Source organism: Alteromonas sp. HB246098 (genome assembly GCF_054890645.1).
On the sequence record NZ_JBTZUG010000001.1, the window covers coordinates 191,831 to 215,880 of the forward strand.

Annotated in this window: 21 protein-coding genes; 14 read left to right on the forward strand and 7 right to left on the reverse strand. The window is 43.8% G+C overall.

From position 1 onward, the window contains the following. Positions 1-40: 40 nt before the first annotated feature. Positions 41-259 (forward strand): translation initiation factor IF-1, encoded by a 219-nt coding sequence (infA, locus tag ACYTPF_RS00850; protein ID WP_008844395.1) that lies wholly within the window; start codon positions 41-43, stop codon positions 257-259. A gap of 162 nt (positions 260-421) precedes the next feature. Here the strand turns inward: infA and clpA are convergent, their stop codons facing one another. Together clpA and clpS are read right to left on the reverse strand one after the other, a co-directional pair. Beyond that, positions 422-2,698 (reverse strand): ATP-dependent Clp protease ATP-binding subunit ClpA, encoded by a 2,277-nt coding sequence (gene clpA, locus ACYTPF_RS00855; RefSeq protein WP_461850859.1) that lies wholly within the window; start codon positions 2,696-2,698, stop codon positions 422-424. A gap of 24 nt (positions 2,699-2,722) precedes the next feature. Then, positions 2,723-3,043, reverse strand: a complete 321-nt coding sequence (gene clpS, locus ACYTPF_RS00860) for an ATP-dependent Clp protease adapter ClpS (RefSeq protein ID WP_118495106.1) — start codon at positions 3,041-3,043, stop codon at positions 2,723-2,725. 245 nt (positions 3,044-3,288) lie between these two features. Here clpS and cspD point away from each other — a divergent pair, with 245 nt between their 5' ends. Then, the gene (gene cspD / locus ACYTPF_RS00865) at positions 3,289-3,507 is read left to right on the forward strand and encodes a cold shock domain-containing protein CspD (RefSeq protein ID WP_014949330.1); all 219 of its coding nucleotides are present in this window, start codon (positions 3,289-3,291) and stop codon (positions 3,505-3,507) included. Between the two features lie 554 nt (positions 3,508-4,061). Here cspD and ACYTPF_RS00870 read toward each other — a convergent pair. After that, the gene (locus ACYTPF_RS00870; protein ID WP_461850860.1) at positions 4,062-6,281 is read right to left on the reverse strand and encodes an NADP-dependent isocitrate dehydrogenase; all 2,220 of its coding nucleotides are present in this window, start codon (positions 6,279-6,281) and stop codon (positions 4,062-4,064) included. Between the two features lie 514 nt (positions 6,282-6,795). Between ACYTPF_RS00870 and ACYTPF_RS00875 the strand changes: the two genes are divergently transcribed. The 7 genes from ACYTPF_RS00875 to ACYTPF_RS00905 all read left to right on the forward strand — a co-directional run bounded on the left by ACYTPF_RS00875 (position 6,796) and on the right by ACYTPF_RS00905 (position 13,794). Then, a complete protein-coding gene (locus ACYTPF_RS00875) occupies positions 6,796-7,338 on the forward strand; it encodes an rRNA large subunit pseudouridine synthase E (RefSeq protein ID WP_461850861.1) in 543 nt (180 codons plus the stop codon). A 385-nt stretch (positions 7,339-7,723) separates the two neighbouring features. Further along, positions 7,724-8,851 (forward strand): tRNA 2-thiouridine(34) synthase MnmA, encoded by a 1,128-nt coding sequence (gene mnmA, locus ACYTPF_RS00880; RefSeq protein WP_461850862.1) that lies wholly within the window; start codon positions 7,724-7,726, stop codon positions 8,849-8,851. Further along, complete coding sequence (gene hflD / locus ACYTPF_RS00885) at positions 8,851-9,477, forward strand: high frequency lysogenization protein HflD (protein ID WP_179983298.1); 627 nt, start codon at positions 8,851-8,853, stop codon at positions 9,475-9,477. Before mnmA ends, hflD begins: the two co-directional genes overlap by 1 nt. 13 nt (positions 9,478-9,490) lie before the next feature. Further along, entirely contained in the window at positions 9,491-10,858 is a 1,368-nt protein-coding gene (purB, locus tag ACYTPF_RS00890) for an adenylosuccinate lyase (RefSeq protein ID WP_179983297.1), read from the forward strand. A gap of 104 nt (positions 10,859-10,962) precedes the next feature. Then, positions 10,963-11,805, forward strand: a complete 843-nt coding sequence (locus ACYTPF_RS00895) for an adenylate/guanylate cyclase domain-containing protein (protein WP_461850863.1) — start codon at positions 10,963-10,965, stop codon at positions 11,803-11,805. A gap of 354 nt (positions 11,806-12,159) precedes the next feature. Then, the gene (locus ACYTPF_RS00900) at positions 12,160-13,326 is read left to right on the forward strand and encodes a cupin domain-containing protein (RefSeq protein ID WP_461850864.1); all 1,167 of its coding nucleotides are present in this window, start codon (positions 12,160-12,162) and stop codon (positions 13,324-13,326) included. Positions 13,327-13,335: 9 nt separating this feature from the next. Further along, complete coding sequence (locus ACYTPF_RS00905; protein WP_118495114.1) at positions 13,336-13,794, forward strand: GNAT family N-acetyltransferase; 459 nt, start codon at positions 13,336-13,338, stop codon at positions 13,792-13,794. Positions 13,795-13,841: 47 nt separating this feature from the next. Here ACYTPF_RS00905 and ACYTPF_RS00910 read toward each other — a convergent pair whose 3' ends face one another. Then, positions 13,842-14,258 (reverse strand): DUF4826 family protein, encoded by a 417-nt coding sequence (locus ACYTPF_RS00910; protein ID WP_461850865.1) that lies wholly within the window; start codon positions 14,256-14,258, stop codon positions 13,842-13,844. A 417-nt stretch (positions 14,259-14,675) separates the two neighbouring features. Here ACYTPF_RS00910 and ACYTPF_RS00915 point away from each other — a divergent pair, with 417 nt between their 5' ends. The 3 genes from ACYTPF_RS00915 to ACYTPF_RS00925 all read left to right on the forward strand — a co-directional run bounded on the left by ACYTPF_RS00915 (position 14,676) and on the right by ACYTPF_RS00925 (position 18,008). Further along, positions 14,676-14,891, forward strand: coding sequence for a PGPGW domain-containing protein (locus ACYTPF_RS00915; protein ID WP_179983293.1), 216 nt, complete (start codon positions 14,676-14,678; stop codon positions 14,889-14,891). Between the two features lie 352 nt (positions 14,892-15,243). Continuing rightward, positions 15,244-15,750, forward strand: a complete 507-nt coding sequence (locus tag ACYTPF_RS00920) for a (2Fe-2S)-binding protein (protein ID WP_461850866.1) — start codon at positions 15,244-15,246, stop codon at positions 15,748-15,750. After that, the gene (locus tag ACYTPF_RS00925; RefSeq protein ID WP_461850867.1) at positions 15,747-18,008 is read left to right on the forward strand and encodes a xanthine dehydrogenase family protein molybdopterin-binding subunit; all 2,262 of its coding nucleotides are present in this window, start codon (positions 15,747-15,749) and stop codon (positions 18,006-18,008) included. Before ACYTPF_RS00920 ends, ACYTPF_RS00925 begins: the two co-directional genes overlap by 4 nt. Before the next feature lie 408 nt (positions 18,009-18,416). Here ACYTPF_RS00925 and ACYTPF_RS00930 read toward each other — a convergent pair whose 3' ends face one another. Continuing rightward, positions 18,417-18,566 carry a hypothetical protein gene (locus ACYTPF_RS00930; RefSeq protein ID WP_179981858.1) on the reverse strand — a complete coding sequence of 50 codons (150 nt, stop codon included), beginning with the start codon at positions 18,564-18,566 and terminating at the stop codon, positions 18,417-18,419. A 294-nt stretch (positions 18,567-18,860) separates the two neighbouring features. Further along, positions 18,861-21,233: a phosphoenolpyruvate synthase gene (ppsA, locus tag ACYTPF_RS00935; protein WP_461850868.1), complete on the reverse strand. Its 2,373-nt coding sequence runs from the start codon at positions 21,231-21,233 to the stop codon at positions 18,861-18,863. Between the two features lie 271 nt (positions 21,234-21,504). Here ppsA and ppsR point away from each other — a divergent pair, with 271 nt between their 5' ends. Further along, complete coding sequence (gene ppsR, locus ACYTPF_RS00940; RefSeq protein ID WP_049586695.1) at positions 21,505-22,317, forward strand: posphoenolpyruvate synthetase regulatory kinase/phosphorylase PpsR; 813 nt, start codon at positions 21,505-21,507, stop codon at positions 22,315-22,317. Positions 22,318-22,531: 214 nt separating this feature from the next. On the opposite strand, the gene ACYTPF_RS00945 is transcribed toward ppsR, so the two are convergent. Beyond that, complete coding sequence (locus ACYTPF_RS00945; RefSeq protein ID WP_461850869.1) at positions 22,532-23,245, reverse strand: diguanylate cyclase; 714 nt, start codon at positions 23,243-23,245, stop codon at positions 22,532-22,534. Between the two features lie 301 nt (positions 23,246-23,546). Between ACYTPF_RS00945 and ACYTPF_RS00950 the strand changes: the two genes are divergently transcribed. Further along, entirely contained in the window at positions 23,547-24,011 is a 465-nt protein-coding gene (locus tag ACYTPF_RS00950; RefSeq protein ID WP_156086370.1) for a hypothetical protein, read from the forward strand. The last annotated feature ends 39 nt before the right edge of the window (positions 24,012-24,050 follow it).

Sequence of the window (24,050 nt, forward strand, 5' to 3'; positions counted from 1 at the left end):
GCGCGGCAAAAATTTTGAATTACTGAGGTAACTGCTTTACATGGCAAAAGAAGATTGTATTGAAATGGAAGGTACTGTGTTGGACACACTACCTAACACTATGTTCCGCGTTGAACTAGAAAACGGTCACGTAGTGACTGCACACATCTCTGGTAAAATGCGTAAGAACTATATCCGTATTCTTACTGGCGATAAGGTCACTGTTGAGATGACTCCTTATGATTTGACCAAAGGTCGTATCATTTATCGCGCAAGATAATGAGCCATTTAAGCGGTAACGCATAAAAAAAGCCCGATTAATATCGGGCTTTTTCGTATCTAGTGGTTACAGTGTCAAAAAGAAACTGTAGCGCTAGGTAAACAACGTCAGTTGTATTGCCTAACGCTACGCTAGGTCACTGCTCAGTATTAATGTGCTATTCTAGCTTGGTTCTGCTTCTTCAGACTTAGCATCAACGCCTGAGTATTCGAAGGTAAGCTTGTCATCAACACAATCTACTTTCACATTTCCGCCTTTAGATAGCTCACCGAATAACAATTCATTCGCAAGCTCCTTCTTAAGGTCGTCTTTAATAACCCGAGCCATAGGACGTGCGCCCATCGCTTTGTCATAGCCCTTCTCGGCCATGTAAGCTCGCGCAGCACTGGTTACCTCTAGCGACACACCCTTAACGTCAAGCTGTGCCTGAAGCTCGATAATGAATTTATCAACCACTTGTAGAATAATCTCTGGATCAAGGTGATTAAACCAAATAATGCCATCGAGACGGTTTCTAAACTCAGGGGTAAACACCTTGTTTATTTCAGACATTGCATCGTGGCTGTGGTCTTGCTGTTTAAAGCCAATAGACTTACGCACCGTTTCCTGCACACCTGCGTTGGTAGTCATTACCAACACAACATTTCTGAAGTCTACTTTACGGCCGTTGTTATCAGTCAGCGTGCCGTGATCCATGACTTGAAGGAGTATGTTGTATATATCGCTATGCGCTTTCTCAATCTCATCTAAAAGCACAACAGAGTACGGATTCTTAATTACCGCGTCTGTTAACAAACCACCTTGGTCAAAACCTACGTAACCTGGAGGAGCACCAATAAGGCGACTAACGGCATGGCGTTCCATGTACTCAGACATGTCAAAACGCACTAGCTCTACGCCCATGGTTTTCGCCAATTGTTGTGTTACCTCTGTTTTACCCACCCCGGTAGGGCCAGCAAACAAGAAACTACCAATAGGTTTTGCTTCATTGCCTAAACCTGAGCGCGATAACAAAATAGCGTCATTTAGCGTCTCTATGGCTTTATCCTGACCGAACACAACCATCTTAAGGTTTCGGCCTAAGTTCTTAAGAACTTCTTTGTCAGAAGCCGATACAGATTTCTCAGGAATACGCGCCATTTTTGCAATAATTTGCTCAATATCGCCTACATTGATTGTTTTCTTGCGTTTTGACGGTGGCAACAGACGCTGGCTCGCGCCGGCTTCGTCCATAACATCAATAGCTTTATCTGGAAGATGACGCTCATTAATGTATTTAGCTGACAGTTCAGCGGCCGCTTGAATCGCTTTTTGTGTAAAGCGCACATTGTGGTGCTCTTCATAACGACTCTTAAGCCCAAGTAGTATCTTGGTAGTATCGCTCACACTTGGCTCAGTCACATCTACTTTTTGGAAGCGACGAGCAAGTGCGCGATCTTTTTCAAAGATACCCTGGTACTCTTGATAAGTAGTCGAACCAATGCAGCGAAGTTCACCGCTAGATAGTTTAGGCTTAAGCAAGTTAGACGCGTCCATTACGCCACCTGACGCCGCGCCTGCACCAATGATGGTATGTATCTCATCAATGAACAAAATTGCGTGTTTGTCTTTGCCAAGCTCTTTTAAAATCGCTTTTAAACGTTTTTCAAAGTCACCACGATATTTGGTGCCAGCTAGCAGCCCGCCCAAATCAAGTGAATACACTGTACTTTCTGCGATAACTTCAGGCACGTCTTCGTTTACAATCCTATAAGCTAGGCCTTCCGCAATTGCAGTTTTACCTACACCTGCCTCACCCACAAGCAACGGATTGTTTTTGCGGCGACGACACAGAATTTGAATTGTGCGTTCTACTTCTGAATCGCGGCCGATGAGCGGGTCAATTTTGCCATCTTTAGCGTGACGATTTAAATCAGTAGCATACTTGCTTAATGCAGAACCGCCCTCTTCACTTGATTCACCTTCTTCAGCTGCTTCTGGGTTAACGGGCTCATCGTCGTCCGCCTTACTAACGCCGTGACTAATAAAATTCACAACGTCTAAGCGAGTAACATCAGATTTTTTAAGGATATAAACGGCTTGCGATTCTTGTTCGCTGAAAATAGCAACGAGTACATTGGCGCCAGTTACTTCGTCTTTGCCTGACGACTGCACGTGAAATACCGCACGCTGTAGCACACGCTGGAAGCCTAGCGTCGGCTGTGTTTCCCGTTCGTTTAACTGGTCATCTAAGATAAGTGGCGTGGTATCTTTAACAAACGATAGGAGTTCGCTTTTGATTGCCTCAATATCGGCACCACAAGCCTTGAGCGCGTCGCGAGCAGCTGAGTTATCAAGCAATGCCAACAACAAGTGCTCAACCGTCATAAACTCGTGACGGTGCTCTCTGGCAAATACAAACGCATCGTTTAACGTTTGTTCTAATTCTTTATTTAACATATTGCTCGCCCTCTACAAAAAACCTTATGCTTGCTCCATCGTGCACATCAGCGGATGCTGATGCTTGCGTGCGTACTGATTAACCTGCATCACTTTTGTCTCTGCTATCTCAGCAGTAAAAATGCCACACACGGCTTTTCCTTGATAATGAACGGTCAGCATAAGTTGGTTGGCTTTCTCATCGTCCATATTGAAAAACTTTTTGAGTACCTCAATGACAAAATCCATCGGTGTATAGTCGTCATTGTTCAACAACACTTTATACATGGGAGGCGGCTGCGGCTTTTGTCGCTGCGCGTCTTTTTGTTTTTCCTTTTCGATACTAATAGCGTTGTCTTTACTCATAACTTAATAATAGTGGTATACCGGCACATATGTGTACAAACTTTTGTATAAATTTATTCACATTTGCCCTTGACATAATATGGTTAAAAAATCTACATTTTGTATTGTGGTTTTGAGTATTGCACGTTTGTCACTCTAAAGCAGTCACTTTAAAGTTTCTACAGTCAATACTCTTTCCACCGTGTCTCCGGATCTATAATGGGGGCAGATACTCGTGAGTTCAAGGATTAAGAGGAAGTCGAAGTATGGCGGTTGGCAAAGTTAAATGGTTTAACAACGCAAAGGGTTTTGGATTTATCGTGCCTGAGGATGGTGGTGAAGATATTTTCGCACATTACTCTACGATTCAAATGGAAGGCTATCGTTCGCTAAAAGCAGGTCAGGAAGTAACGTTCGAAGTTCAGCAGGGCCCTAAAGGTCTTCACGCTGAGAACATTGGCTTCAAAGAAGAACCAGAGCGTTAATAAAGAATTCAAAAAGCCTGACCCTTGCGTCGGGCTTTTGATTTTTTCGCTGTAGGTTTTTGCTACGTTAACGTGATATGGGCGCTATTGGGCGTCAGGTATTTCGTCGTCTTTAAATCTTCTAATACAGTATTCTCAGACCTTTTGTTCCTAGAACCTACACCTCTCTTTTCTGTTTAATTATAAATTTTTAAGATTTAACGATATCTCTAAAACCAGTTTGCGCGAGCTGACGCTGTTTTTACTATTTACGTACTTTCATGTTTCTTTTTAATCGGCATTCCTTTCTCATTTCGCCGTTCAGCGTCTTTTTAATTTTACTGACTTAGCACTTCCTTATCCTGCTAATTTGGTATTTTCACTCTGCGCTTTGCTATACCGTACTTCTTATACCCTACGTTCAATACCAGCCTTAACTAGTCAGCGGCATAAAAAAAGCCCGCTTAAATATATAAGCGGGCTTTCTAATGGTATTTAGATAACACTAACAGCTATCTAGGCAAGCTTACGCGGATGCAATAATACAGCCGCGTCTAAACGCTATGGTCAAGAATCTATGCGCCAAGAATCGCTTTTAAAGTCTGGCTAGGAGACATTGTTGCGAAAAGCTTGTCTTCGTCTGGGTAGTAGTAACCGCCAATTTCTTGCGCGCTACCTTGAGTTGCATCAATCTCAGCCAAGATGTCATCAATTTTTGCAGATAACTCTTCATACACTGGCTTAAACTGCGCTGCTAGGTCTGCATCTTCAGTTTGGTTTGCTACTTCTTCAGCCCAGTATAAACCTAGGTAAACATGGCTACCACGGTTATCAAGCTGACCTGCTTTACGAAGTGGCGACTTACCGTTGTTCAGTAGCTTCTCAGTTGCTTTATCTAAGGCAGAAGCAATTACTTTTGCTTTAGTGTTGCTGTGTTTAATCGCAACATCTTCTAGCGATACCGCTAGAGCAAGGAATTCACCCAGTGAGTCCCAACGCAAGTGGCCTTCTTCAACAAACTGCTGTACGTGCTTAGGTGCACTACCACCCGCACCAGTTTCATAAAGACCGCCGCCTGCCATCAATGGAACAATTGATAGCATCTTAGCGCTTGTACCCAGTTCTAGAATTGGGAATAAGTCAGTTAGGTAGTCACGAAGTACGTTACCTGTTACTGAAATAGTGTCTAAACCGCGAAGCGCACGTTCCATGCTGTAGCGAATAGCGCGTACAGGAGACATAATTTGAATGTCCAAACCGTTTGTATCGTGGTCTTGAAGGTACTTTTCAACTTTCTTGATAAGTTGCGCATCGTGAGCACGCTCGTCATCTAGCCAGAATACTGCAGGCATACCCGATTGACGTGAACGAGTCACCGCTAGCTTAACCCAATCTTGAATAGGTGCATCTTTCACCTGACACATACGCCAGATATCGCCTTCTTCAACATCGTGAGAGATAAGAACGTTACCGTCTTGGTCAACAATTGACACAGTACCGTCTGCTTCTAATTCAAACGTCTTATCGTGTGAACCGTACTCTTCTGCTTTTTGTGCCATTAGACCAACGTTAGGTACCGTACCCATTGTTGTTGGATCGAATGCACCATGTGTCTTACAGAAGTTAATAACTTCTTGGTAAATGGTGGCGTAAGTACTTTCAGGAATAACCGCTTTAGTGTCGTGCGCCTTTCCATCTGGTCCCCACATTTGCCCAGAGTTACGGATCATTGCAGGCATAGACGCATCTACAATTACGTCACTTGGTACGTGTAGGTTCGAGATACCTTTGTCAGAGTTAACCATCGCAATTGGCGGACGGTCTGCATAACATGCGTTGATATCTTTTTGAATTTCAGAACGCTGACTTTCAGGTAGGCTCGCAATTTTGTCGTAAACGCTACCAAGGCCATTGTTTGGATTAACACCAAGCTCTTCAAACAGGTCGCCCCACTTGTCGAATAAATCTTTATAGAACACTTTTACACAGTGACCGAACACGATTGGGTGAGACACCTTCATCATGGTCGCTTTTACGTGTAGTGAGAATAGAACGCCAGTGTTCTTCGCATCTTCGATTTGCTCTTCGAAGAACTCGCAAAGCGCCTTTTTGCTCATGAACATGCCGTCGATCACTTCGCCAGCAAGCAAGTCTACGCGAGGCTTAAGTGTTTTCTTGCTACCATCTTTGCCAGTAAATTCAATGCTAACGTGACCGTCTTTTTCTACTGTCACTGATTTCTCACCAGAGTAGAAATCACCGCCGCGCATGTGCGCTACGTGTGAACGAGACGCTTGAGACCACTCACCCATTGAATGCGGGTGCTTGCGCGCATAATTTTTAACAGCAGTAGGCGCACGACGGTCAGAGTTACCTTCACGCAGTACCGGGTTAACCGCACTACCTAATACCTTGCCGTAGCGCTCACGAATCTCTTCTTCTTCAGCATTTTTAGGTGAATCAGGGAACTCTGGTACGTTGAAGCCTTTATCGTTTAATTCTTTTATCGTTGCACGAAGCTGAGGAATTGAGGCACTGATGTTTGGAAGCTTGATGATGTTAGCGTTCGGGTCTTGGGTCATCTCACCCAGTTCAGCTAACGCGTCTGGCACTTTTTGTTCTTCAGAAAGATACTCAGGGAAATTTGCCAATACACGCGCAGCTAATGAAATATCGCTTAGCTCAACGTCGATATCTGCAGCTGCTGCAAACTTCTGGATGATTGGAAGAAGTGAGTAAGTCGCCAGCATTGGCGCTTCATCAGTCTTCGTATAGATGATCTTAGACTTGGTCATTATATACCTCAATTTTTTCGACAGGGTACTGTCGTCTTTAGTCCATTAGGTCGCAACAACCCGTAACATGTTTAATGTTACGCCCACAGTCATTGCGAAACGTATTTGATGTTTTCCACCTTTTGCTTTTATTGAGCATTAGGTCACTTGCTGTTTTCTTCCCTGCATATTATTCAATTCCCTATGTTAGCAATAAGCCCCTCGTTGCTATGCGCTTAACTTAATAGTTACGCAAAGCGGCAAGGTCTAATGTACAAGCAAGCCCGCTTGTCACTGCTAAAACTGTCTAATAATTATGCAGATGCGCTCTCTTATAAAAATGGGAGCGACCATTAGTATAGGGTCGAAAGTTTGAGTTACAAGTCATACCATTGTCTTAGCACATAAGATCACCGAATTTATCGACAAACTACTGTGCAGAAACGTCTATTTGTGCTGAATTTTCTCAAGCGCGTTAATTTGATTTGAAGTAAAATCCCCACCGAAATCTCGACAATCAACAAGCGGAAGTAACATGTCTTCAAACGCCAAAGTGGTGCTGTTTAATAAGCCCTTTCAAGTTCTTTCTCAATTTACCGACGCGGACGGTAGAGAGACGCTAAAAGATTACATTAATATTCCCGATGTTTACGCAGCGGGACGCCTAGACCGAGATTCTGAAGGCCTCTTAGTACTCACTAATGATGGTAAGCTTCAACACAAACTGGCAAACCCCAAGGCCAAGACCAGCAAAACCTATTGGGTACAGGTTGAAGGTGTAATGGACGAAAAAGCCATGCAGGCGCTACGCGATGGTGTTGAATTAAAAGACGGCATGACTCGCCCAGCTAAAGTAAAAGCGATGAAGGAGCCCGATGTATGGCCAAGAAACCCACCTGTGCGTTTCAGACAATCTATCCCAACTAGTTGGGTGTCAATTACCATCACAGAAGGCAGAAACCGACAAGTAAGACGTATGACAGCGCACGTAGGTTTCCCTACCCTTCGCCTTATAAGATATCGAGTAGGCAGCTGGACCATAGATGGCATTGAGAATGGTAAGTACGTGAGCTTTTGATGATAAAAGCAAATCCGATACTTGAATTCACCTTTGACGACCACACTAATGTGGCATCAAGAGGCTGGAAATATATCAACCGATAGGCATAGCTGCACCTTGTGGTGCTTATTTACGCATAGAAACATTTATGCGTTAAGAACCGAGCATGTCCACGTACATATTTAATTACTTAATCAGATAAGGATTAAATGTGAATTACCGATCGGAATCTGATAAAATCCGCGACCTCGAAAACAGGCCTATTTGTTCTTGGTAACTTACGTTAAAGCTCACATAGCAGCTTGGTGGAATAGCCCACCAAATAAGTAACTGTATTGGCAAATTCATAAGTATGTTAATGCATGACCCCATTAGCAAATAAGGCTTCTTTTTTATTAATCAAATGAGTGTGCAATCTGTAGTGAGTGATATTGAATCTAACGCCAGCAAAAAAGTGATCGTCGGTATGTCCGGCGGTGTCGATTCGTCTGTTTCAGCCTACCTGCTTCAACAGCAGGGATACCAGGTTGAAGGTCTTTTCATGAAAAACTGGGAAGAAGATGATAACGATGAGTACTGCGCCGCTGCGGAAGATTTAAAAGATGCGCAAGCGGTTGCTGACAAGCTAGGCATAGAGCTGCACACCATCAACTTTGCTGCAGAATACTGGGATAACGTATTTGAGTATTTTTTAGAAGAATACAAAGCGGGCCGAACGCCTAATCCAGATATTATGTGCAACAAAGAAATTAAGTTTAAAGCGTTTCTTGAGTTCGCTGCAGAGGACCTTGGTGCAGACTATATAGCCACGGGACACTATGTTCGCCGCCGTGAAGTAGACGGCAAATGGCAGATGTTGCGCGGTCTCGACAACAACAAGGACCAAAGTTACTTCTTGTATACGCTAGGTGAAGAGCACGTTGCTAAAACCCTTTTCCCTGTGGGTGATATTGAAAAACCACTGGTGCGTAAAATTGCTGAAGAGCAAGGGCTGATTACCCACGATAAGAAAGATTCAACAGGGATCTGCTTTATCGGCGAACGCAAGTTTAAAGACTTCCTAGCCCGCTACCTACCAGCGCAGCCTGGCATTATCGAAACCGCAGAAGGTGAAGAAATTGGGCAACACGAAGGCTTGATGTATCACACTCTAGGTCAGCGTAAAGGCCTTCACATTGGCGGTTTAGCTAAATACGGTGATGACCCTTGGTATGTAGTAGATAAAGACGTTGCCCGCAATGTACTTATTGTAGGACAAGGTGCCGATCACCCTCGCCTTTATTCAAAAGGTTTGGTTGCCAAGCAGCTACATTGGGTAGACAGAAAAACATTAACTGAGCCTATGCGGGCGGTGGTTAAGACGCGTTATCGTCAGGCGGATATCCCTTGTACTATTACGCCAACTGAAAACGACACTATCGAAGTTGTGTTTGACGAACCACAAAAGGCGGTAACACCGGGCCAGTCGGCGGTATTTTACAGTGAAGAAGTCTGCCTTGGCGGCGGTATTATTGAGAGTTACATTCGCTGATGCTAGATACTGATATAGAGAATAATTTGGCCCTAGCTGGGGTATGTCAGGCTGCTGCGCTAGTGCAGCAGCTAGCCAGACGAGGCGCAGCTGACAACGAAGCCATCGAAGCAAGTTTATCAAGCATACTGGTTACCGACCCTGAAACTCCTCAACAGGTGTTTGGGCAATTGTCTAACTTAAAAACCGGTTACACCACCCTTGCTGCGCAATTATCTGACAAGCAAGCAACAAAAGACACAGAGCTAACCCGCTATATCGCAAGTATCTTAGGCCTTGAAAGAAAGCTAGCCAGAAAGCCTAAAGCTATGCAGGAGCTCGGCGAACGCATTTCACACGTTCAGCGCCAGCTTGCCCACGTTGACTTTCAAAACCCGCAAATTGTGTCCTCATTAGCAAGTATTTACAGCGATATCATCAGTCCATTAGCTCCGCGTATTCAGGTGGCGGGCAACCCAGATTATTTGAGCCAACCTGCTAATCAACACAAAGTGCGTGCCCTTTTACTTGCGGGCGTAAGGGCAGCGGTAATGTGGCGTCAGATGGGCGGTAAACGAAGAAACATATTATTTAAACGCAAACACATTCTTAACAGTGCTGTTAAAGCACTACGATTAATAAACTAGTGAGGAGCTTAAGGTGGAACTGAGTCAGTTAACTGCAATTTCCCCTGTCGATGGTCGATATGCTGGCAAAAGCGTAGAATTACGCAGTATTTTCAGCGAATATGGCTTATTAAAATACCGTGTAGAAGTAGAAGTACGTTGGTTGCAAATGCTGTCTACTAACCCACAAATTGAAGAAGTTCCTGCCTTCTCAGACACGTCAAACGCGCTATTAGATCAAATAGTCGCTGAATTTAGCGTTGAAGATGCGATGCGTATCAAAGAAATTGAGCGCACAACAAATCACGACGTAAAAGCCGTTGAATACTTCCTTAAAGAGAAAGTAGCAGACAACAGTGAGCTTTCTGCGGTCAATGAGTTCATTCACTTTGCGTGTACGTCTGAAGACATTAACAACCTTTCTCACGGCCTAATGCTTCGTGAAGCCCGCGAAACTGTTATTCTTCCTTACTGTGACAAATTAATCGAAGCGCTAGTAGAACTTGCTAAGCGTTATCAGAATGTACCTATGATGGCCCGTACCCACGGTCAGCCAGCCTCTCCTACTACTATGGGTAAAGAGATGGCAAACGTGGCTATTCGCTTGAAGCGTCAGCGCAGTCAAATTGCAGGTGTTGAACTGCTTGGCAAAATTAACGGTGCTGTGGGCAACTACAATGCACACTTGTCTGCCTATAAAGATGTAGACTGGCATGGCGTTTCAGAAAAGTTCGTTACCTCACTTGGACTTACTTGGAACCCGTTCACTACGCAAATCGAACCTCACGATTATATCGCTGAAATGTTCGACGCTGTTGCCCGCTTTAACACCATTCTTATCGATTTCGATCGTGACGTTTGGGGTTACATTGCACTAGGTCACTTTAAGCAAAAAACTGTTGCTGGCGAAATTGGCTCATCCACTATGCCGCATAAAGTTAACCCTATCGATTTTGAAAATTCGGAAGGAAACTTGGGTTTAGCCAATGCTATCTTTGACCACCTTGCTGCCAAATTGCCAATCTCGCGCTGGCAACGCGACCTTACTGATTCAACGGTTCTTCGTAACCTTGGCGTAGGTGTGGGATATGCAGTTATTGCGTATCAAGCTACGTTAAAAGGTATTAGTAAGCTAGAAGTTAACGAGCAGAGCTTGCTTAACGAGCTAGACAATAACTGGGAACTATTAGCAGAGCCAATTCAAACGGTAATGCGTCGTTACGGTATTGAAAAGCCTTATGAGAAACTTAAAGAGTTAACTCGTGGTAAGAAAGTAAATGCTGAAGTTATCGCCGAGTTTATCGATAATTTAGACATGCCAGATGCCGCTAAAGCCGAGCTGAAAGCTTTATCGCCGGCAACTTACATTGGCGACGCAATCAGGCTGGTAGATCAGTTATAAGCCCCTACGCTTTCCACTACACTAAAAACGCGGTCAGAGTACCGCGTTTTTTTATACCTACTTTTTATTTAATCGTTAAACGGATAGTAATTGGGAGCATGTAGATGGACTTACGTAATAATGACGATAAAGGCCGTGTCACGCCTAGTGACCAAAGCGGGCCGACTATAAAGCCCCTTCACCCGAATGCGTTACAAAATGCTAAGCAAGTACAAAACGATGCCAATAAGGGTGTAAGCGTAAAACACGAAGTGCAATGCGCCGTTGTAATTTTCTGTGACCTATCGAATTATCAAGGTTTAGCAAAGCAATACGGCGATACAATGTGTACTGGTATTGTGGAAACACTGTTTAGCCAGTTTGATGAAACAGCAAATGACCTAGCACTTGTACCGCTTAAAACCAACGGCGACCAGTATATTGCCGTGGGTTTTTGCAGTGAATCTAGTTTTGCTAAATCTTGCCTCCACGCCGCTTATCGACATGAACCTTTTCGGGTACTTCAAGACGTAGCTCACTGCGCGATGGAGTTTGCCATCAAGGCTCGTGACCTTGTTAGCAGCCACACTTTATTAATGTCTTCGTCTTGTCAGCTACGCTCGGGTATTGCCGCCGGTGCTCTACTGGCAGGTTACTCTTCTCGCGTATCATCAGGCTTTGATATTTGGGGAACAACCGTGAACAAAGCAGCAATGTTAGAGCAAGCTACCGCCCCTAACACTATTGCGATTTGTGAAAAAACTTATCATGCGCTGCACACGGGTAGCGTTAAAAATGACTTACCAATAACCAAAGATTCAGTTAAACCGTGTGAACCTGATAACTGTGCTTCTATTAGCGGCAATCAAAACTCAATTCGGATTTTAACTAATCAGGTGGGCCAACGAGCACTTTACAACACTCAAATTAAAGTCAAAGCGGCATTACTGAATGCTTACATTTGCTAGATAGTCATAAGGGCAAAAACACAATTTGAGCAACAAGCATTTATCTTTGCTTGATATTACTTTTTCTTTTTACTTTTTTCTTTTTGCACGCTCTGTACACACAGCCTATGTTTATCATCAACACCAACCAATATTCTCGCTAAGCTTTTCAGACAATAAGGTAGCAATCCCCTTTTCAATAATTGATAATGCCGGTTTTACACTATCACCTCGCCTTAGTTCTATTTTTACGCTTTCATCTATGCTTTGCGCTAACTTGTGCTTTATTCATATGTAAACCGCGCTTTGTGTAATCAGTTTCACTAAGCTTCGCGAGGGAACACCACTAATTTTGGCTTACAAAAAAGAGATGCGATGAGCACCAACGACAATACGTACTTTATCGATGCACAAACAGGTACAGGCTTTAATGCCGAAACTTTCTTAAAGCACTACTGGCAACAAAAGCCTGTGGTAATAAAGAATTTTTTTCCAAACTTTGCAGATCCTATAGATGAAAACGACTTGGCAGGGCTCGCACAAGAGGCAGATGTCGACGCTCGAATCATAAGCAATGACCAAGGAAACTGGCACGTTGAACAAGGGCCAATCAGCGACTTTGAAAAGGCATGCAAGGGTAAATGGACACTACTTGTTCAGGGCGTAGATAAGTATGTACCGGACGTTGCGCCAATTCTCGCACCTTTTTCTTTTGTTCCTAACTGGCGACTAGACGACCTGATGGTAAGCTTCGCTACAAATGGAGCAGGTGTTGGGGCTCACATCGACCAATACGATGTGTTCCTTGTTCAAGGTAAAGGAAAAAGGCGCTGGCGTGTAGGTAAACCTGCAAACTACAAAGAAGTGTGCCCACACCCGAAACTAAGACAAATTGAAGGCTTTGAGCCTGTCATAGATGTTATTTGTGAACCTGGCGATGTGGTCTATGTGCCGCCGGGTTGGCCTCATGATGGCGCAACAGTTGAAGACAGCCTGACCTACTCAGTGGGCTATCGCGCACCAGACAATCTGCAATTGGCTGAAAGCCTGGCAATGATGCTGGATAAAGGTGCTGGAAATTACCGCTTTACCGATGCTGGCAGAACAATACAATCAAGCAGTGCACTAGTTAACGCCAGCGATGTTGCAGCGCTTAAACAGCAACTGATAGACGCTATTAATAGTGAAGATTTCACGTATTCCCTTCTAGAAGCCATGAGCGAACAAGGGGTTCCGGAATTCCCACTCGAAGATGAAGTCACCTTAGAGCAAATTTCAAATGAATTCGCGGCAGGCATTAGCTTTGCTCCCGCGCCCGGCATTCGCGCGTTAATTTGTGATGGCAAGCGTGGCTTACCGCGCGCTCTTTATGTAAACGGCAGTCAATTCACTTTTGCGAAAAGTGACCAAGAATGGTTTGAAGTGCTAGCATCGGGTGCCGTTTTGAACGCAACATGCTGCCAAGATGCGCCTTCTTTTACATTTTTAGAAACCTTAACTACACTTATTAACAATGGTTATTGGGAATGGGCCGAGGATTAACAGGAAAATATGGCGTTTACTATACAAAACGTCGATTGGGAAAAGGATAAACATCGACTTAAAGCACTTAGGGAACATGTATTTGTTTTAGAGTGGCAAGTACCGGAAGCTAGCGAGTTCGACGAACACGATAGCTCGGCGTGCCATGTGCTGATAGTCAACGACCAAAACGAACCCATTGCCACGGGGCGCTTAACGAAAAAAGGTGAACTTGGCCGTATTGCCGTTAAGCGCTGTCACAGAACACTTCCTGTTTACCGCGCTTTGTTTGGCGCTTTAATAGCAGCGGCTAAACAAAATAACCTTCCCATAATCAAAGTTATCTGTAATTTGGAAAGCGTCTCATATCACCAATCTATTGGGTTTAAACCGGACGGAAACGTGTTTATGGACGCGGGCGTTCCCAGACAAAGGCTTCAATGTCCGGCAGAGCGATTTCCTCTGCCAGATGTCACCCAACTTCACTAAGACGCTTGTTATCTAACGCGATATGAACTGATTAAACGCCTTGCTTGTTACACCCAAAGATCTGGCGTATTTTGCATCGCAAATAAGCTTTCAGCGCGATTCACTAAAAGCGCTCCAAACGCCTTTTGGCTTTCGTCTGCACCCTTAGCGTTAATCAAATTTTCTGCTTTGAGTTGCCAATGCATAGAAAAATGGCGCAATACTTCTTTCGCATTTTTCGCATTATCTACTGGTGTGTAATCAGAAGGTAAGTCACCGCTTATTACCCAATAAAGCTTACCGTCCATTGCTTTAATCTTCCACACCGCTAGATACGGCATTAAGTAACGGCTATCTTCAGTGATAACGGTGTCAAACAAGATACCATTTTCTGCTAGAAACTTATTTGCTTTCTGAAACTGCTCTCTTACCCAATCCCCGTGTTCTTCTTCACTGATAGGTTGTCTTTCTTGTTGTTCAGCCATAATTGGTCTCTTCTTATATTTGTTTTTATTGCGCAAAACTTCGTTGCGTGAATTCCCAAGCAATACACGCGTTATAGTTTACGGTTGTACACCGCACTTCTTTCAAAGAACCATATCGGTATAGCGCTAATTACTACTTTGTCTGTGCCTCTTTGTACTGTATTTCTAGCACGCTTTCCAGCGCAATCAGCCCGATCATCAAACTTGGGCTTTTAAACGATTATTTATTCATCAATAGTGCGAGGCATACTTTGTGCCTGCACTTTAATAATAGCCCTTTAATATTATTTTCTAATATTCAAACAGGCTTCCTCCCGATATTAGACAGGCACAAACATTTACATATTTGTTATTGGCAAAAAGCTAGAGTTGAGCGACACTGTAAATACACCAAACTTATAAGACGAGTGCAGGCAAATGCGTATACTAAGACTTACTCTGGGAGCAATTTTATTTGTTGGCGGAATTGTTTTGACACTACTTCCTGGCTCTATCCTTTTTGTCGTAGCAGGTTTAGTACTGTTAAGTTACGACTGGCCAAGAGCACGTGGCTGGCTTAAGTATAGCCAGCGAACAATGACAATGAGCGCACGCAAAATAGACCGTTTTCTTCTTATGCGAAAGCTTCGATAGCGCTTACCGGAGCTTTTCCCCTCTTCATATACACGCCTCGCCCACACAACACTATACTCCTTTTACTGCATAAGAATTTCTTTCGCGGTTCTTACGTTATTTTATCGCAGACACCTAACATTTAATCTTATGTAAATGCGTAAAGATGCAATGCGTGTTAACGTAATTTGAATAAACAATTGCGAAGCCTTTAATAATAAAAGTAGTGGCATTTATCTTTGCATGCTCAGCATCTTAGATAGTTCGTATCATCAGGCAATGTAACCGTATAGTATGAATTCTGTAGTGTGTTCAAATAACGCACTACTGCTTGGGTAGTTCATATTTATCGCTTACCTATGGAGACAAGACCATGATCACGTTTACCGTTAATGGTAACAAACACGAATTCTCTGGTGACCCTTCAACACCAGTGTTGTGGTACCTTCGTGACGAATTAAACCTTACAGGACCTAAGTTTGGCTGTGGTATGGCGCAATGTGGCGCGTGTACTGTTCACATTGACGGCGTGGCACAACGCTCTTGCGTAATGCCTGTGTCAGCAGTACAAGGCAAAAAGATTACGACTATTGAAGGTCTCAGCGAAAATGGCGACCACCCCGTTCAAAAAGCATGGATAGAACACAAAGTACCACAATGTGGATTCTGCCAATGCGGACAAATAATGCAGGCAGCAAGTCTTTTATCAACTAATCCAACACCAAGTGACGAAGAGATTGTTCAGAATATGTCAGGCAACATCTGTCGTTGCGGCACCTACCCTCGCATTCACAAGGCTATAAAGTCTGCATCGAAATCTATGGGCGGCAATGCGGGTGTTAGCTACTTTGACCCAAGTAAAGCGGGAGAAGAAGCATGAGTGAGAATACCTATTTTGATATGAATCGTCGCAGCTTTTTAAAGTCGACCACTGCAGCAGGTGCATTGGTACTAGGTACCTATTTTATGGGCAGTGCTCCTCGCGCTATGGCTGGCGTTTTAGCTAAACCAGCAGAAAACGCAAAGCGCGCAAACTTATTCGTGGCGCTGCGCCCCGACGGCATGGTAGAAGTAACCTGCCACCGTAGTGAAATGGGTCAGCAAATTCGGACCGCAATTGCTCAAATTGTGGCAGACGAAATGGAAGCGGCTTGGGATAAGGTTATCGTTATACAAGGTAAAGGCGACCCGAAGTACGGCGACCAAAACACAGACGGTTCAAGAAGCATTCGCTACAACATGCAACGACTTCGTGAAATGGGCGCAAGCGTACGCTACATGATGCAGCACGCCGCTGCCAAGCGGTGGGGTGTGCCTGCAGACTCTTGTACAGCAAACCAGCATGTTGTGACCCACTCTTCGGGTAAAACATTATCGTATAAAGACCTAGTAAAAGACGCTATCAATTTCATTCCTCCCGCTTCAGAAGAAATTACGCTCAAAAGCAGAGAAGAATGGCGCTACATTAACACTGGAATGGCGCATATCGATTTACACGATCTTGTGACTGGTTCAGCGACTTTCGCAGCGGACGTAAGAATTCCTAACACTATGGTTGCCGTTGTGATGCGCCCGCCTGTTGTGGGAGGCAGAGTAAAGCGCGTTGACAGTAACGCTGCTAAAGCGATGTCAGGCGTAGTAGATATAGTAGAGATACCGGCGCCTAGTGGCGCATTGCAATTTCAACCGAAAGGCGGAGTTGCCATAATTGCCAAAAATACTTGGGCAGCGTGGCAAGCCCGCAAAGCCTTAAAGGTAGAATGGGATGACGGCGAAAATAGCGCCTACAATTCTGAAGCTTTTAAGACCGAGTTGCTTTCTACAGTTAACTCATCTCAAACACATGTTAGAGAAAAAGGTGATGCAGCTGCAGTGTTATCTCAGTCGTCGGATAAACTTATTGCAGATTATTATATCCCCCACCTAGCGCAAGCCCCTATGGAGCCCCCATGCGCCACAGCACACTTTAAAGACGGAGCGGTTAAAGTGTGGGCCGCCACGCAGAATCCGCAAGCAGATATGGCGACGATTTCAGCGTTATTAGGGATCCCTAAGGAAAAGGTGGAAGTCAACGTCACTATGTTAGGTGGTGGTTTTGGCCGAAAATCTAAACCAGACTTCTCTGCCGAAGCAGCTTATCTTTCAATGAAGACTGGGCTGCCAATACGCGTACAGTGGACCCGCGAAGATGACATTCAACACGGTTTCTATCACGCGGTATCTGCTCAACACGTTGAAGCAAGTTTAGATGAAAATGGGGCAATAGACGCTTACCTACATAGAACTGCGTTTTCTCCAATAGCGGCACTTTTCCAAGAAGGCGCCACAACGCCTATGGGCTTCGAATTGCGCTTAGGTTTTACAGATAACCCAATTAACACCCCTAATTTGAAGCTAGAGGTAGGAAACGCAAAAGCCATGGCGCGCGTTGGCTGGATGCGATCTGTTTCTAATATTTTCCATGCTTTTGCCATTCAGTCTTTCATATCTGAGGCTGCGCATAAAGCTGGACGCGATCCCAAAGACTATTTACTGGATACCATAGGACCTGCACGCATTGTAGATGTTACTGAACAAGGCGCTGACTACGATAACTATGGTGCAGATAAAGAAGAGTACCCTTTAGACATAGGCCGCCTCAGACATGTTATCGAAAAAGCAGCTTCCATGTCTGATTGGGGACGGGAAATGCCTAAGGGCCGCGGCTTAGGCATTGCTGCCCACCGTAGTTTCCTAACCTATGTTGCCGCTGTAGTCGAAGTTGAAGTTACTGAAAATGGAGAGCTACGTATCATTAAATCTTGGGCTGCGATTGACGCAGGTACAGTGGTTAACACTGACACCGTTAAAAACCAAGTACAAGGCGGGCTAGTTTTCGGACTAACCACCGCGATAAGCGATGGTATTACCTTTGATAAAGGTCGCGTACAACAAAGTAACTTCCACAACTACCGCGTACCGCGTATGAGCGATTCACCGCTAGAAGTAGACGTAGAAGTGATTGAAAGCGATGCGCCACCAGCGGGTGTGGGCGAACCAGCAACGCCGGTATATGCGCCAGCACTGTGTAACGCGATATTTGCTGCGTGCGGTAAACGTATTCGACAGTTACCTATAGGTGACCAGCTAAAAGCTTAATGCGCTTGGGTGGTTCAATCTAATAAAAAAGGGTAAACACATAGGGTGTTTACCCTTTTTTATACGTTTATATCGAATTTCTGTGTGTATCAATAAAAGCGTGAAAAAAGCGATTTATGGGTAAGAGAAGAGGCTGTAAATGTTGTAAATACTAAGGCAAAAACAAGCTATCGATATAACAACGCAGGCAATAAAAAGGTGGATAAAGATACCATAACTTGTGTAAGCAAATACCGCGCATATCAGACCAATCGTAAATTCGACTAGCACTGCTTCACAAAATGTTCTGATATTGCTGATAACAGGCTGTGCAAAAAACTTAAAATGAAAGTGAACCTGTAAACTTTCACAAATCAAAGCCCACTTTCAAATGACACCAGCAAATGCTCACCTTATTGTAGGTAATGTTTACTCGTAATTGCGTTCCATCCACATTAGCTGCATTTTAAGTTCGTTAATTTCCTTTTGGGCTTGCGCCAGCTGTTCTACTACAGAGCCTGATTGCATAACATTTTCTTCGGATTGTTTTACTGAAACTGCGCTGTCATTATGTGCCATAAGAGTTCAACCAAGTTAATTGTTAATGTAAATCTTAATGTGTAAGTCATATTGTAATATTACATTTTTAGTTACACAAAGTCATGTGAACAATGACCAAAAGCGCATACTTTTACGAAATAACCATAGTTTTTTTGAGGAATGTAACGCTGACATAAATCTTAGTAAAAACGACACAAGGTTTTAAGGATTTCCTTAAACAAGAAAAGAGACCAAAAGGTCTCTTTTTACTCGTATCCACCTAGCGCTACATTGGCAAGTCACCTTGCAAACGTAGAACACTGTACCTGGATTTTAGCCATGCTTTTCAGCAAGGTATAGCCATGTCTCAACGACAGTATCAGGGTTAAGCGATACCGAATCGATACCCTCTTCTACTAACCAGGCAGCGAAATCTTCGTGATCAGATGGGCCTTGACCACAAATACCCACGTATTTACCGCGTTTCTTCGCAGCTTGGATTGCCATTGAAAGCAGTGCTTTCACCGCTTCGTCACGCTCGTCAAACAAGTGTGCAATAAGGCCGCTGTCGCGATCTAGTCCTAGCGTTAGCTGCGTTAAGTCATTAGAGCCGATTGAGAAACCATCGAAAATATCCAGGAACTCATCAGCAAGCAATGCGTTCGATGGTAGTTCACACATCATAATAACGCGAAGGCCATTTTCACCTTTCTTAAGTCCCTGCTCTTCAAGAAGCTCGATAACTTGACGACCTTCTTCTAATGTACGAACAAACGGGATCATGATCTCAACATTGGTCAAGCCCATTTTGTTGCGAACGCGCTTTATGGCTTCACATTCAAGGGCAAAACAATCGCGGAAGTCTTCAGAGATGTAGCGGCTTGCACCACGGAAACCTAACATTGGGTTTTCTTCATCTGGCTCGTATTGATAACCGCCCACTAAGTTGAAGTATTCGTTCGATTTAAAATCTGACATACGAACGATAACTTTCTCGGGTGAGAAGGCTGCGCCAATGGTTGAAATACCTTCTACCAATTTCTCGATATAGTATTCCGTTGGTGATTCGTAACCTGCGATCATGTCGCTTATTTCTTCTTTCAACTCTTCTGGTTGGCTGTCGAAATTAAGCAGCGCTTTAGGGTGCACACCAATCATACGGTTAATAATGAACTCAAGACGCGCAAGACCAACACCTGCGTTTGGCAAGCGAGCAAAATCAAATGCGCGATCGGGGTTACCCACGTTCATCATCACTTTAAGCGGTAGCTCTGGCATTGCGTCAATGCGTGAGGTCACAACGTCGAACTCTAGTTCGTCGCCATAAATGAAGCCGGTGTCACCTTCAGCGCAAGACACAGTAATCTTGTCGCCATTTTTAATACTTTCAGTTGCGTTACCACAACCTACTACCGCTGGAATACCTAATTCACGAGCTATGATTGCAGCGTGACAAGTCCGGCCGCCACGGTTGGTAACAATGGCAGACGCCTTTTTCATGATAGGCTCCCAATCAGGGTCTGTCATGTCAGTTACCAGAACATCACCCGCCTGGATTTTGTCCATTTCTTCAATTGAATCAAGTACTTTGGCTACACCAGCACCAATTTTGTGACCAATTGCACGGCCTTCACAAACAATGTTGCTTTGACCTTTTAACTGGAAGCGCTCAATGCTTTGTGAGTCTTCACGGCTGCGTACCGTTTCAGGGCGAGCCTGTACGATGTAAAGCTTGCCATCTGCGCCATCTTTGGCCCATTCAATGTCCATAGGACGCTTGTAGTGTTTTTCAATGATCTGCGCCTGTTTAGCAAGCTCCATCACTTCGTCATCAGTCAACGAGAAGGTTTTGCTGTCAGCGGCATCAATATCAACAATAGATACTTGTTTGCCGTGTGCTTCATCATCTGAATACACCATCTTGGTTAGCTTACTACCAAGGTTACGACGAACAATAGCAGGTAGGCCTTTATCAAGTGTTGGCTTGTGAACGTAGAATTCATCAGGGTTAACCGCGCCCTGCACAACCATTTCGCCTAAACCAAATGAACTGGTGATAAATACAACATCTTCAAAACCAGATTCTGTATCGATAGTAAACATAACGCCTGATGAAGCGATATCACTGCGCACCATGCGCTGAATACCAGCAGATAGCGCCACACCTTTATGGTCGTAACCTTGGTGAACGCGATAAGAAATAGCGCGGTCGTTAAATAGCGATGCGAACACGTGCTTGATTGCCACAAGCACGGCTTCATAGCCTTTAACGTTTAGGAAAGTCTCTTGTTGCCCTGCGAAAGACGCGTCAGGCATGTCTTCAGCTGTGGCCGATGAACGCACGGCGAATGATGCTTCTTCACCTGCATCGCCCTGTAGCGTGACGAATGCGGTTTTGATTTCTTCTTCTAATTTGCCTTGAAATGGCGTGTCGATGATCCACTGACGAATGTTTTTACCTGCTTCGGTAAGCGCATTCACATCGTCTACGTCTAGCGAGTCTAAGACTTCGTGGATACGTGCTTCTAAGCCGCTTTGCTCTAGAAACTCATTAAATGCTTCGGCGGTGGTAGCAAAACCACCCGGCACCTGCACACCGGCGTTCGCCAGGTTTGAGATCATCTCGCCTAATGATGCATTTTTGCCGCCTACGCGACCCACATCATGCATGCCCAGTTCTTGATACCAAAGTACGTATTCTTGCACAGCCCAAGCCTCCAGCTTTTTTATGTGTAGGGTATGAGGTTAATTTCAGGTTTGTGCTTTTTATCACCTGAAACTCATCAAATTGTTGTCGATATGTGGTGAAAACCACTGTTAACGCTGTCCATTACGTTTGACAGCAAACCTTTGAAATTTGTTGTCATTCACAAGAACCGTGTAGCTTTTCGACGAAATCATCTTAGAATGGGGAAATTCAGAAAGTAAACCCTTTATTACTTTTGTAATTAAATTACACCAATGTTAAGGATATGTTGTGCGCACAGCTTTTTATATTTCAGATGGTACAGCCATCACTGCAGAGGTCTTTGGCCACGCCCTGCTTTCCCTGTTCCCCGTTTCTTTCAACCACAACACCATTCCTTTCGTTGAAACTGAGGAACAAGCTCACAAAGTTTTGCAGCAAATTTCTGAAAGTTTTCAAGACACCGGAGAAAGGCCGCTCGTTTTTTATACAATTGTGAATGTAGATATTCGCAAGATAATCTCTAAATCTGTAGGTATTAACTATAATTTTCTGGATCAATTTGTCGCGCCGTTAGAAAAAGTATTGGGTGTTCCTTCTAAACCAGAAAAGCATCGTACGCATAGTATTCATGAAACTACCTACGACATTAGAATTGAAGCCGTGAACTACGCGTTGGCCAATGATGATGGTTCTAACCTAAAAGACTACGACGAAGCCGATATCATACTTACCGGTGTATCCCGTTCGGGTAAAACCCCCACAAGCCTTTATTTAGCGCTTCAATACGGAATAAAAGCAGCAAACTACCCTTTTACAGAGGAAGACATGGGCGACATGCTAAAGCTTCCCCCTGCCCTACGCAGGTTCAAACATAAGCTTTTTGGGCTAACGATTGCAGCGGATAGACTCCATCAAATACGTTCAGAGCGCCGTGCAAACAGCAAATATGCATCGCTGCCACAGTGTCGAATGGAACTGCGAGAAGTAGAAAACTTGTATAGAAAGGAAAAAATCCCGTTTTTAAATAGCACTAAGTACTCGATTGAAGAGATTTCAGCAAAAATATTGGCAGAGACGGGGCTCAAACGTCGTAAGTACTAAGCGGGCTTTTAAGTATTCAGTAACTTTGTACGAAGCTGCCATATTTACCCGCTGTATTTTATACAACACTTTTTATGTCGCGGTGGTGCCTTTAACTATGTAAAGCGACAAGGCACCACATTACCTAGATTCTGGTCAAGTTTAGGCTAACTAGGCGATAGTAGCTCTAGTATTTGCGGTCTTGCTTGCCCTTTTATTATTTACTATTGAAGCGTCACTTCTTGTTGCTTTCTACCAATTCTTCAAGCGCTACACCTGGGTCTTCTTCACCTGCAACAGATGATGCATAGGGGCTCGCAGCTTCCGCATCTTGATGTGAAACCTCCGCCTCACTATTTTTTTGATTTTCTTCATCTGAAGACACAGTCGTTTTTTCCTTTGAACTTTCTTCTTTTGCTTTCATACCTCTTATTAACTCCTCTACATAAGGTAAAAACTCTAGAACGGTAGCAACGGCGATAACTGATAATAAATACCAAGTTGGAAGGGGCTCTCGCTTAAACCGCAGACCAAAATCAGCAGGACTTTCGCCTAGTCCGAATAACGCTATAAAATGAGGCCAATGTCTGGCAATAACCAAAATTAATGCCAGCAGCGGTATCATTTCCAAAAAGCTGTGCACATGTTGCTCAATAGGCCCCACTCTTCTTTTCGATACCGCATAGCTAACGTCCCACAGTGCTGTTAATTCATGTAAGAAGAAAAACAGAATACCTGCAGCAATAATTAAACTATTCACCTCAAAGAGGAGAACCATAAAAAGAGGAATTCCTACCTCTAGAAACATCAATAGATGAATTAAGGACTCCTTCGGCCCCGCGGTAGCAGCAATATTACTGCTGCGGTGGCAAAACCAGTCGACTATCCCTGCTGTGAACCACAGCGGTATGATGAAATACATCAATATTAGCTGTGTAACGTCATTCATGACTAAACCTTCTACATTAAGTCTAAGCATTACAGATGTAAGAGCTTGTAAACTCGACACCAGATAACGTTGTAACGTTGAAAACAGAAGATTAGATTAAGAATGATTAACATTTTTTAATGTCTAATAGGTAACAGGTTTTCTTATGGGAAAAGTTGAAGTTATGCAATCGACACGTCTTAGCGCTTGCTGATAGAAAATGACTATCACGGATAAACAGTTACAATTCATTAAATTATCGATATTGTAAATAAACCAAATGATACAATATAACATTGCAAATTATTTTAGGAGAAATAACATGTTCACCGAAGAAATGGTTCATACCGCACTACAAACTTGGTGCGACAATGTAGTAGCGGTAGGTAAAGTGCACGCTGAAGGTGGCGATGTAAAAGCATTCGCTTCACAAGTACTGTCAGATAACTACGACTACGATAATGGAAAAGTACTCTTTAAACCTACGCTTACTTTTGGCTCTCAAACATTTCGCCCAACTAAAGAAGGCGCTTTATCTTATTTCGTAGGCGGTAATAGCGACTATCCAAACGACAATGGGTTTAAATTAAAGCCATGGGTAAAAGTTTGGTATAGCAAAGAAGACTTTATCTTAAACGGTGAACTTGCCATTGTTCAGTGTAACGTACACTTTATCGGCGAAGACGACAGCCATATTTTCGTAAACAAGAGCTTTGTTTTCAAACAATGTGAAGACGGAAAAATTCGCATTATCCTTCATCAATCTTCGCTACCGTATCAGCCTTAAAAAGTGGTTGATACGTTTTAACTAATTAAAAAAGAGTCA

Bases quoted from the DNA above. Each gene is read 5' to 3' on its own strand.
- cspD (WP_014949330.1), top strand. From the start codon at position 3,289: ATGGCGGTTGGCAAAGTTAAATGGTTTAACAACGCAAAGGGTTTTGGA.
- infA (WP_008844395.1), top strand. From the start codon at position 41: ATGGCAAAAGAAGATTGTATTGAAATGGAAGGTACTGTGTTGGACACA.
- ACYTPF_RS00875 (WP_461850861.1), top strand. From the start codon at position 6,796: ATGTCTTCAAACGCCAAAGTGGTGCTGTTTAATAAGCCCTTTCAAGTT.
- clpA (WP_461850859.1), bottom strand. From the start codon at position 2,698: ATGTTAAATAAAGAATTAGAACAAACGTTAAACGATGCGTTTGTATTT.
- ACYTPF_RS00930 (WP_179981858.1), bottom strand. From the start codon at position 18,566: ATGGCACATAATGACAGCGCAGTTTCAGTAAAACAATCCGAAGAAAAT.
- ACYTPF_RS00945 (WP_461850869.1), bottom strand. From the start codon at position 23,245: ATGAATGACGTTACACAGCTAATATTGATGTATTTCATCATACCGCTG.
- clpS (WP_118495106.1), bottom strand. From the start codon at position 3,043: ATGAGTAAAGACAACGCTATTAGTATCGAAAAGGAAAAACAAAAAGAC.
- mnmA (WP_461850862.1), top strand. From the start codon at position 7,724: ATGAGTGTGCAATCTGTAGTGAGTGATATTGAATCTAACGCCAGCAAA.
- ACYTPF_RS00915 (WP_179983293.1), top strand. From the start codon at position 14,676: ATGCGTATACTAAGACTTACTCTGGGAGCAATTTTATTTGTTGGCGGA.
- hflD (WP_179983298.1), top strand. From the start codon at position 8,851: ATGCTAGATACTGATATAGAGAATAATTTGGCCCTAGCTGGGGTATGT.
- ACYTPF_RS00910 (WP_461850865.1), bottom strand. From the start codon at position 14,258: ATGGCTGAACAACAAGAAAGACAACCTATCAGTGAAGAAGAACACGGG.
- ACYTPF_RS00870 (WP_461850860.1), bottom strand. From the start codon at position 6,281: ATGACCAAGTCTAAGATCATCTATACGAAGACTGATGAAGCGCCAATG.
- ACYTPF_RS00895 (WP_461850863.1), top strand. From the start codon at position 10,963: ATGGACTTACGTAATAATGACGATAAAGGCCGTGTCACGCCTAGTGAC.
- ACYTPF_RS00905 (WP_118495114.1), top strand. From the start codon at position 13,336: ATGGCGTTTACTATACAAAACGTCGATTGGGAAAAGGATAAACATCGA.
- ACYTPF_RS00925 (WP_461850867.1), top strand. From the start codon at position 15,747: ATGAGTGAGAATACCTATTTTGATATGAATCGTCGCAGCTTTTTAAAG.
- ACYTPF_RS00900 (WP_461850864.1), top strand. From the start codon at position 12,160: ATGAGCACCAACGACAATACGTACTTTATCGATGCACAAACAGGTACA.
- ACYTPF_RS00950 (WP_156086370.1), top strand. From the start codon at position 23,547: ATGTTCACCGAAGAAATGGTTCATACCGCACTACAAACTTGGTGCGAC.
- ACYTPF_RS00920 (WP_461850866.1), top strand. From the start codon at position 15,244: ATGATCACGTTTACCGTTAATGGTAACAAACACGAATTCTCTGGTGAC.